This window comes from Vibrio zhanjiangensis (assembly GCF_030161235.1).
Taxonomy (GTDB): domain Bacteria; phylum Pseudomonadota; class Gammaproteobacteria; order Enterobacterales; family Vibrionaceae; genus Vibrio; species Vibrio zhanjiangensis.
Map to the genome: position 1 here is coordinate 51,111 of NZ_BSPW01000068.1, position 7,171 is coordinate 58,281.

General features: G+C 41.4%; 5 protein-coding genes and 1 pseudogene. 3 read left to right on the forward strand and 3 right to left on the reverse strand.

The window, feature by feature from the left end; all coding sequences use genetic code 11:
- Positions 1-3 precede the first annotated feature (3 nt).
- Positions 4-1,239 (reverse strand): molybdopterin molybdotransferase MoeA, encoded by a 1,236-nt coding sequence (gene moeA / locus QQK21_RS15605; protein ID WP_284193114.1) that lies wholly within the window; start codon positions 1,237-1,239, stop codon positions 4-6.
- Between the two features lie 231 nt (positions 1,240-1,470).
- Here moeA and folE point away from each other — a divergent pair, with 231 nt between their 5' ends.
- Both folE and dbpA read left to right on the forward strand, forming a co-directional pair.
- The gene (folE, locus tag QQK21_RS15610; protein WP_284193115.1) at positions 1,471-2,124 is read left to right on the forward strand and encodes a GTP cyclohydrolase I FolE; all 654 of its coding nucleotides are present in this window, start codon (positions 1,471-1,473) and stop codon (positions 2,122-2,124) included.
- 111 nt (positions 2,125-2,235) lie between these two features.
- Entirely contained in the window at positions 2,236-3,612 is a 1,377-nt protein-coding gene (gene dbpA / locus QQK21_RS15615; protein ID WP_284193116.1) for an ATP-dependent RNA helicase DbpA, read from the forward strand.
- 75 nt (positions 3,613-3,687) lie between these two features.
- Here dbpA and msrB read toward each other — a convergent pair whose 3' ends face one another.
- Both msrB and QQK21_RS15625 read right to left on the reverse strand, forming a co-directional pair.
- Entirely contained in the window at positions 3,688-4,818 is a 1,131-nt protein-coding gene (msrB, locus tag QQK21_RS15620) for a peptide-methionine (R)-S-oxide reductase MsrB (protein WP_284193117.1), read from the reverse strand.
- Positions 4,819-4,961: 143 nt separating this feature from the next.
- Positions 4,962-6,167, reverse strand: coding sequence for an aromatic amino acid transport family protein (locus tag QQK21_RS15625; protein ID WP_284193118.1), 1,206 nt, complete (start codon positions 6,165-6,167; stop codon positions 4,962-4,964).
- Positions 6,168-6,805: 638 nt separating this feature from the next.
- Here QQK21_RS15625 and QQK21_RS15630 point away from each other — a divergent pair.
- Positions 6,806-7,111 (forward strand): annotated as a pseudogene (locus QQK21_RS15630) (DEAD/DEAH box helicase); the annotation flags it as partial.
- Positions 7,112-7,171: the final 60 nt, after the last annotated feature.

Here is a 7,171-nt window from a genome sequence, read left to right on the forward strand (position 1 = left end):
TTCCTAGTAGAGTGACGAATTGAATACTTGGATATTTACGGTATCACCTAGTTCAACATTGCCACGTTCTTGTTCAAGAACAGCAAAACAGTTGGCTAGACTCATCGAACGAAAAGCTCCCGAACTTTGATTTCCTGTACTTTCTACAAAAAACTGGCCATCTTCGATGCTATATATCGCACGTTGATAGTCTGTACGTCCAGGGGCCTTTCTAAAGGCAGTTCGAGTTGTGGCGGGTATCGATTCGGGAAATTTCCACTGAGTGTGTCCTGCCAATTTTGCTAAGAAAGGTTGGACCAAAACGTACATGGTGACAACCGCAGAAACCGGATTTCCAGGAAGTCCACAGAACCATGCATTGGGTAAAGAGCCAAACGCAAACGGTTTGCCGGGCTTTATTGCTAACTTCCAGAAATCAATTTTACCCATATCTGATAATATATCTTTCGTATAGTCAGCTTCACCGACACTCACACCACCTGAGGTAATCAAAACATCTGCTAGGTTTTGTGCTTTTTCAAAGGCCAAACGTAGTTGGGATGGACAATCTGGAACGATACCAAGATCGATGGCCTCACAACCAAAATTCTCTATAAGAGGTTTAATCCCATAGCGGTTGCTATCGTATATTTGGCCGGTTTGAAGAGGCTCACCAAGTGCGACCAGCTCATCTCCTGTTGAGAAAAAAGCGACACGTGGCTTTCTAAAAACGCTCACATGGCTAATGCCTAAGGTTGCGATCATCGGTATGTCCCGAGCGGTCAAGCGAGCGCCTTTTGGTAACACCAAGTCACCTTCACAAACATCATCACCTTTAGGTCGAATATTGGTTTGTGGCTTGATCTTGGCCTGTTCAAATACAACACCTTGTGCTGTTTCTTTGGCTTCTTCTTGCATGATGACAGCATCACAACTCTCTGGAATCTGTGCTCCTGTCATGATTTTTATACAAGTATTCTCAGGCCATCGGTCAGTATAGGGCTGCCCCGCATAAGACGTCCCTGCAATTGGAAGAGGTTGGTCACGACTCACTTCGTTGATACGTACAGCAAAACCATCCATAGAGGAGTTGGCAAAAGGAGGGACGAAAATAGGAGAGTGGATGTTCTCTGCAAGTACATAACCGATAGCGTCGACGAGAGGAAGTAGTAAGCTTGATTGAATCGGTTTAACCGACGATAGCATTTTGTCTATTGCTTCTTCAACTGGCATTAAGTTTAGTGCGTCGCAGCAACCCATTAGATTACCCCTAATTAATTGTAATGTCGGTATATATTTCAATGACTATTATGGTATCACACATAATCGTAGTCACAATAATAGCCACGGATAAAATATGGGTGTAATTGTGCAAAAATACGAGTATCCTTGTCTGTCAGAAAAAGCTACTGATCCCTTTCACGACAGAAAGTGTAATCACTCTAAGTGAATGAATGTTTGTTTGGCGAATAGAATTTGAGAGGAAGTAGGATGTCAGGTCTGAGCGAATCCGCAAAATTGGTAAAGAAAGCGTTAGAAAGCAGGGGCTTAGAGACGCCAATGGTACCTAATCTGATGAATCGAGAAGAGAAGAAAGAAAAAATTCAGCACCATATGCGCGAAATTTTGTCTCTCTTAGAGCTCGATCTTACGGACGATAGCCTAGAAGAAACGCCGCATCGAGTAGCCAAAATGTACGTGGATGAAATTTTTTCTGGACTTGATTACTCAAATTTCCCCAAAATCACGGTGATCGAAAACAAGATGGACATGAGCGAGATGGTTCGTGTCAAAGACATCACGGTCACCAGTACTTGCGAACACCATCTGGTCACTATTGATGGTCGAGCCACCGTTGGATACATTCCTAGAGGTAAGATCATTGGCTTATCCAAAATTAACCGTATTGTTCGCTTTTTTGCTCAGCGCCCTCAAGTTCAAGAAAGAATGACACAGCAGATTTTGGTTGCTTTGCAAACCCTGCTTGAATCTGATGATGTGGCTGTGACTATTGATGCTACTCACTATTGCGTTAAATCTCGTGGTGTTATGGACGCAACCAGCGAAACAACCACCACAGCTCTTGGTGGTATTTTTAAGAGTAATCCAGCCACGCGCCATGAATTTCTGCATGGCATCCGCTAGATTTTAAATCTAGTTAACTTAACTATGTATGAACCGCTTCTCGCTCGAAGCGGTTTTTTGCTTTGAACGACCTAGGTAAATTTATACACAGGTCATTTTTGAGGTTTCCTTGTGACCAACACATTTAAGAGTCTGAAGCTAAGACATGAACTAATTGAAACATTGGACAGTTTAAATTTTATTGAGATGACGCCGATCCAACAGAAAGCGTTACCCGTTGTACTGGAAGGAAAAGATGTTATAGGACAAGGTAAAACGGGTTCAGGTAAAACGGCTACTTTTTCGCTTGGACTATTGAGCAACCTAAAAGTAAAGCATTTTCGGGTTCAGTCACTGGTTTTGTGCCCAACTCGTGAATTGGCGGATCAAGTCGCACAAGAGATACGCTTACTTGCTCGCGGAATTCACAATATCAAAGTATTAACCTTGTGCGGTGGAATGCCTATGGGGCCACAAATTGGCTCGCTTGAGCATGGCGCACATATATTAGTGGGTACGCCTGGGCGAGTACTTGATCATTTGTCTAAAGATCGTATCAATTTAGATGATCTCAACACTCTAGTATTGGACGAAGCCGATAGAATGTTAGAAATGGGTTTTGAAGATGCCATCGATGCCATTACTAGGCGAGCACCTAGAGTAAGACAGACTCTACTATTTAGTGCTACTTTCCCTGCCAATATTGAGGCGTTGGCAGGGAAAGTGATGCGGGAACCACTGATGGTAAAGGTTGAATCAACACATCAAATGAGTACCATCGAACAGCAATTCTTCCAACTTGACACAGTAGAAGAGCGAGATGAAGCGCTCGAAACGTTGCTTTTAACGCACAAACCTGAGTCTTCGGTTGTATTTTGTAACACAAAAAAAGAAGTTCAGAATGTCGCCGATGAACTCAGCCATCGAGGTTTCAGTGTTACAGAACTCCACGGTGACATGGAACAACGTGATCGTGAACAAGCATTAACCATGTTTGCGAACAAGAGTATCTCTGTATTGGTTGCAACGGATGTAGCAGCGCGAGGTCTCGATGTAGACAACCTAGACGCGGTTTTTAACTATGAGTTATCTCGTGACCCAGAAGTGCATGTGCATCGCATCGGAAGAACAGGGCGTGCGGGATCAAAAGGTGTCGCATTTAGCTTTTTTAATGCCAAAGAGTCTTATCGTGTCGCGCAAATTGATGAATATATGGATATTGAAATTTTACCTATATCCTTACCTAGCAAACCCAATGAAAGACCTTTTTACCCCAAGATGCAAACCATCCAGATTTTGGGTGGTAAAAAGCAAAAAGTTCGTGCTGGTGATATTCTAGGGGCCCTCACAAAGCAAGCAGGGCTGGATGGAAAGAAAATAGGCAAAATAAAGATTTTACCTATGGTTTCTTATGTTGCTGTCGAACATGAGCTTGTAAAACCAGCGCTCAAACAACTCCAGAACGGAAAGATGAAAGGTCGAAACTTTAAAGCGCGAGTCATGAAGTAGCGTTATTGATTCTAAGTATCCGATAGCATAAGGCCTTACATGATAAACACCAGTAAGGCCAATGGTACTTCTTAACTAATCAAATAAGTACAAGTACTCAGCATAACCCAGTTGCTTTAATTCTTCTTTGGGAATAAATTTCATTGCTGCGGAGTTCATACAATAACGTAATCCCGTTGGAGCAGGGCCATCTTTAAACACGTGCCCTAAATGCGAATCAGCGAAGCGGCTTCGAACCTCAGTTCTCGGATAAACAAGAAAGTAATCTGTTTTGGTGACTATGTATCCTTCGTTAATAGGTTTGGTAAAACTAGGCCATCCGGTACCAGATTTGTATTTATCGGTTGAGGAAAACAACGGTTCACCAGAGACTATATCAACATAGATACCTTCTTTTTTATTGTCCCAATACTCATTTTTAAAGGCTTTCTCAGTGCCTTCTTTCTGAGTAACGTAGTACTGCAATTCGGTAAGTGTTGCTTTAATTTCTTTATCTGTTGGCTTTGTATAGGGCTTTATCTTGGTAACTGCGTTGCGTTCATCAATCAATTGACGAAGTGTCTTGGGGTTTTTCTCCCTGTCGTCGCCAAATATTTCATTGAGATACTGGTCTCGACCTGATGCATAACGATAGTAGTTGTAACGAATCTTATTATGTTTGTAATAATCTTGGTGATAGGCCTCAGCTGGCCAAAATTTCGAAAATTCAATCAATTCCGTCTTTAGAGGTTTCTTAAAAATACCAAGGTTTTCTATTTCATCCATAAAATCTTGCGCTATCTGTTTTTGCTCATTATTGTGATAAAAGATAGCTGGACGATATTGAGGACCACGATCTACGAACGAGCCTTTATTATCCGTAGGGTCTATGTGACGAAAGAATTGATCCAACACTTGCTCATAACTGACGGTATTTGGATCAAATTTCACTTCGATTACTTCTATATGTCCAGATGTCCCGGAGGAAACCTGCTTGTATGTTGGATTTTCCAAGTCACCACCTGAGTAACCCGATACCACGTCAATCACACCCTCCAGTTTTTCCAGATCCGACTCAGTACACCAAAAACAACCGCCAGCAAGCGTTGCTGTTTCATATTGATTCTTGGTTTCTTTCTTTATTTCAGTTTTCGCAGTGCTAAAAAACGATAATAAAATCGCGATTAAAGCTAGAGTAGAAAGGACTATCTTTGACTTAACTCTCATATCAACCTCTTATAATGCTTTGCCTTTGATTAATAAGAAAGGCAATCACTGGAAAAAATTGCAATCAAAGTGAGTTTTTACACTACGAATCGTAAGATACAAAAAAGGCAACCTAACGTTGCCTTGATTTAAAAGATAGGTTCTTAGCCCAAAGAAGGGAGGACGCCTGTAGTAATGAGGATCTGAGCTGCAATGATAACAACCCCAACAAAACCACTAACCATGAGTCCCCAGTTACCACCCATTACTTGGTAAGTCTCTTGATTGGTTTGAATAACACGCGACTTTTTAATCATCAAAACGGGTAAGAAAATCGCAAGAACTGTGAGCGATATTGCTGCATATCCCAATGCCATAATAAAGCCTTGTGGATAAAAAAGCGCAAATCCCATTGGTGGCAAGAAGGTTACAGCACCGATGATCACACGATTAGAAGCTGCGTTTTCCTTATTAAAGCTGTCTCCTAAAAACTCAAATAAGCCTAAGCTCACACCCAAAAATGAGGTCAGAAGTGCTAGGTCGGCAAAAACACCGATAGCCTGACTGAGATTTGACTGTTGTACTTTGGTTGATAAAGTCGCGATAAGACCACTTAAGCCTTGGTTCTCCAATAAGGCATCTTGACTTACGACTCCCAGCGTTACCACTTGCCAAAAGACATAAACCAGCAAAGGTATAGAAGAACCAATAATAATGGCTTTACGTAGCGAAGAAGTGTGCCCATCTAAGTAGTTAACGATCGCAGGAATGCTGCCATGGAATCCGAATGAAGTAAAAATAACCGGAATTGCGGCAATGATGAGTCCTTGCTCTATTGGCATACTGAGTAAATATGACTCGGTCACATTAGGTGCCAAAAAACTCAGGGCAATTGCCATGGCAACCAGTTTAATTGTAAACAGGATACGATTAACTTTATCTACTGTACTTGTCCCAATTGTGACTACAGAAGCAACAATGAATGTAAACAAGACGGTTGACGAGGTACTGGTTAGCTCTAGCCCTGTAAAGTGGGATAGACGTTGCCCAAATTGAGCGCCACCTCCTGCTATATATGCAGCACACAAAGAATAGAAGAGGAAAAACATAGAAAAACTGGCAATCCATTTTCCTTTGCTGCCTAAAAATTGTTTAGCCAGCGTGTGCAAGGTGGCACTTGAATCAGCGTGTTGATGTAACTCAACCATTAATAGTGCGGTGTATGACATCAATGCCCATAACGCGAACATAATAATTAGGGATGCCGAAAATCCTATCCCAGCAGAAGCAAGTGGTAGAGCGAGCATTCCTGCACCAATGGTTGTTCCTGCAATGATCAAAGTGCTGCCCAGTACTTTTGATTTCTTCATGTATTATTTTCTTTACAGTAATTGGGGTGGGGGTATTAATGCTATCTGAATATGACAAATATCTCATTAAACCATGTTGTGTCGAATATTTTCTAAAAAAAAACGGACAATTTCAAGCTTAGTGTACATATCATTTGCCCATGACTGTAATTTAAAATTTACATCCATCATTGTGCTTGGCTGATAACAGGACTCAATCTCACGGACAATATGCCGCCTATTCTGCGTGGATGAATATTTCTTTCAAAAAATTGTCATAAAGTTGGTGTAAAAATGAGAGGCGCATCTTATAGTCTGGTCGGGATAAAGATAAATCCCAGATGTTATTGTACATAAGGAGGTCAGAATGAATGACCAAATCGTAAACGACGAAAGTCTTGAGCTTATAGACGCAATGGAAATCGGATTCATTTTATCAGATTATGAACGAATTACCGATGAGCTTGTAGAAGAACTTGTTAGCTAACAGAGTTATACCTCGCCAAACCGCGTATCGAATCCCGTTTTCAACTAAGTTTATTAGATAACCTTCCCACTTGGGCGAGGAAAACCATTTTTAAAATTTATACCCTGAGACACTCAACGCCTAACAAAGATTTTGATAGAATGCTAATCCCTGTTTCATCTGGACATTTAGCATGCCTTCATTTCAACAATTGGGCTTATCTCCAATTCTAACCCACACGCTCGATACGCTTGGTTTTAATTTTCCGACACCCATTCAAGAGCAAGCCATTCCTATTATCATGCAAGGAAAAGATGTGCTTGCAGGAGCACAAACAGGAACAGGAAAAACAGCGGCTTTTGGCTTGCCCATACTAACCCAAATATTGGAAGATAAAAATCAACGAGATATTCAGTCTAATGATGTAATGGCTTTGGTGGTTGTGCCTACAAGAGAGTTGGCACAGCAAGTATTCGAGAGTCTTACTGCTTATGCTGAGAAGTGGACCCCAATGGTTGGACACATAAACTAATTCCTTAAGTGGTTGATCCAGCTTATG

Coding starts and splice junctions, on each gene's coding strand:
- msrB (WP_284193117.1), bottom strand. CDS start 4,818: ATGAGAGTTAAGTCAAAGATAGTCCTTTCTACTCTAGCTTTAATCGCG.
- moeA (WP_284193114.1), bottom strand. CDS start 1,239: ATGGGTTGCTGCGACGCACTAAACTTAATGCCAGTTGAAGAAGCAATA.
- QQK21_RS15625 (WP_284193118.1), bottom strand. CDS start 6,167: ATGAAGAAATCAAAAGTACTGGGCAGCACTTTGATCATTGCAGGAACA.
- folE (WP_284193115.1), top strand. CDS start 1,471: ATGTCAGGTCTGAGCGAATCCGCAAAATTGGTAAAGAAAGCGTTAGAA.